Source organism: uncultured Pseudoalteromonas sp. (assembly GCF_963922945.1).
Lineage (GTDB): Bacteria > Pseudomonadota > Gammaproteobacteria > Enterobacterales > Alteromonadaceae > Pseudoalteromonas.
This window is the reverse complement of the sequence record NZ_CAWUKC010000163.1, coordinates 1-2,836: the sequence shown is the minus strand read 5'-3', so window position 1 is coordinate 2,836 and position 2,836 is coordinate 1. Positions and strand designations below refer to the sequence as shown.

General features: G+C 35.5%; 2 protein-coding genes and 1 pseudogene. 2 read left to right on the top strand and 1 reads right to left on the bottom strand.

Annotated elements, in window-relative coordinates:
* The first annotated feature begins 286 nt into the window (after positions 1–286).
* Entirely contained in the window at positions 287–748 is a 462-nt protein-coding gene (locus AABI99_RS17925; RefSeq protein WP_338367479.1) for a DUF3015 family protein, read from the top strand.
* 60 nt (positions 749–808) lie between these two features.
* Positions 809–2,626 carry a DUF4105 domain-containing protein gene (locus tag AABI99_RS17920; protein ID WP_338367478.1) on the top strand — a complete coding sequence of 606 codons (1,818 nt, stop codon included), beginning with the start codon at positions 809–811 and terminating at the stop codon, positions 2,624–2,626.
* A gap of 52 nt (positions 2,627–2,678) precedes the next feature.
* Here AABI99_RS17920 and AABI99_RS17915 read toward each other — a convergent pair.
* Positions 2,679–2,836, bottom strand: a pseudogene (locus AABI99_RS17915) (4-hydroxy-tetrahydrodipicolinate synthase); the annotation flags it as partial.

The following is a 2,836-nucleotide window of genomic DNA, read 5'->3' as shown; positions in this document are numbered from 1 at the left end:
GGCCACATTTATCAAGGGCCGCAAATTATACAGCAAAAACGCGTCAACAGTTAGTTTTAAACAATATTACTATTTAAATATTTTGTTTTATTAAAGTACCTTACCTGTAAGCCAAGAGTTTCTTTCACAAAGTAGCCGCAGTCTCACTTCTCGCAAAAATATTTACCTCATAAAAATTTACAAAATATACTTATTATTAATTTTTTTAAACGTGTTATTGCTCTACAGCTTTCTTATGTATAGAATTCAAGCCCCATTTAAGGGACATTTAAATAAGGATTTAATAATGATAAAAAGATGTTTAGCTGCAGCAGTATTAGCAAGTGCTTTCGTAGTAACCCCAGCGCAAGCAGATGTTAACCCATGGCAACAATGTGGTATAGGCGCAATGGTTTTTCCTGATAATGGTACAGCCGCTGCTATCTCAAACATTATTTGGGATTTAGGAACAACAGCTGTTTCTTCAAATGTTTCATCTGTAGAAAGCTGTAAAGGTGCAAACGTTAAAACTGCACAATTTATTCAACAAACATTCCCAATCTTAGAGCAAGAAATTGCACAAGGTGAAGGCGAGTACATCTCAGCAATGCTAAATGTACGTGGTTGTGACAGCGCTGCTCACACACAAATGATCTCAACAATACGTAATGATTTTGCTCAAACATCTGTAAACGATGCTCAGGCTCTTTACACACTTGTTGAAAGCAATATTGCTAGCCAGTTCTCTGCTAACTGTTCTGCAATATAATATATAAAAGGGCTAATTTAGCCCTTTTAACCTTTTCTACCCCAAGCCCGTTGGGTATTTATGAAAATTTATTATTCAATAATTTTTATTTTTTTTATTGCTTCGTTTAATATTCAAGCATCTGTAACATTAAAACAATTAGCACAACATCCCACATGGCTAAGTTTAGGCCATTACAAAAAACCAGCGTTTGATGAGAGCTATATTACAAACACATCATTTTTTATATCTTCACTGGGAGCAACAAGCCCATTTGAAGAGCTAAAAGCGACAGTACAAAGCTTTAACAAAAACCCACTAACACAATGTAAATATCCTGCACGATACACCTGGCTACAAAAGCAAGGGTTAACATTTACGCAGCCTAAATCATCCTGTACTGAACTAGACCAATGGCGAGATGAGCACCCTATACATTCTATAAGTCTCATATTTGCATCTGGTTATATGAGTAATCCGGCATCACTTTATGGGCATTTGTTGTTAAAACTAAATCGGTCATCGGTCGAAAATAATAAATTGCTTGATTACAGCATAAATTATGGTGCTCATGTACCGGATAACGAAAATGGTCTAGTTTATATAACAAAAGGCTTGTTTGGCGGTTATAAAGCAGGGTTTTCGGATCAATTATTTTACCGTCATCAACATAATTACGGTGAAATAGAACTCAGAGATCTTTGGGAATATAAGCTTGCCTTAAAAATTGACGATACAAAGTTTATTGCTAATCATTTATGGGAAATACTCGGTGCGCAATTCGATTACTATTTTGCTGATGAAAACTGCGCGTTTCATATTGCGCAACTAATAGAGCTTGTTATAGGAGAGCAGTTAACAAATAACAGCTCGCCATGGATGATCCCTACAACTGTTTTTTCAAAGTTAAATCAGGCTAGTTATAACAATAAAAAGCTGGTGCAAGAGTTACGCTTTACGCCATCTCGAACCACTGCTTTTATTGAGTACATGAAAAAACTGACTGCCAACGAATCAACCATTGCAGAGCAAATATACAAAGCACCTGACTCTCTTGAGCAAGATGATTTCATCTCACTCAATATAAAAAGTAAAAAACGAATTATTGAAACATTATTTGAGCTAGTCCAATTACAGCAAATAAAAAAACACAATATTAACCATATTAAAAGCTTAAAAAAGGCGCTTATTAAAATGCGTTTAACGCTTCCAATTGGTAATGAAGTGCTTGTTTCATCATATCCCCAGCAAGCGCCTCACAAAGGACAAAAACCGTCAAATATGTCTGTTTCTTCAACTCAGGTAAACAAACAACACAACTTTGGTTTGGGGTTTAGACTCAGTTATTTTGACTCTTTAGCGCCAGATGTTGCACGCATTGCGTTTTCCAATTTAGAAATGGTTGATACTGAAGCCTCTATTTTAAACTCTAATTTGTATCTAGATAAACTGCACTTACTGGATTTAGAGTCATTTTCACCAGCCTATTTTAAATGGCCAAAAGAGAATAATTTTTCGTGGAAAATCAATGCTGGTTTTGAAAGACAGAATACACTTTGCCAAAGCTGTACAAACACGTTTGTAATGGGTGGAATAGGTAAGTCTTATCTGGCCAATAATAAAACCCTGATCTTTACGCTTGCTAACGGGTATATTGGAGATCTTGCTGCTACAGACGATATTTATGATGCATCGTTAGAACTAGGTTTAATAACAACACTATACTCAGGTATTAAACTAAGAGCTTCTCACGAACAATTTATATCAGGAAATGATGATAAGTCATCAACCCAAGCTGAAATATCAATTCCTATAAATCAAAATTTTGATATTCGCGTTAGTTACAAACATTCAAAGCTAACAAGCTGGAAACTTAAATTAAATTATTACTGGCAATAAAAAAGGCCAAAAGTGAAATTATTTACGCTTTACTTTTAGCCTCATACCTTAATTAAGAGAGGGTTAATACTTCATCGCTGTTAAGTAAACTAGCCTTGCCACCAACTACATCCGCATCATTTAACTGATTAATAAGTGGCAACCCTATTTGTTGCTGCTCATCGCTCAGTGGCACGTACGGTAATCTAAATACGGGGTTTACCGCGCCTG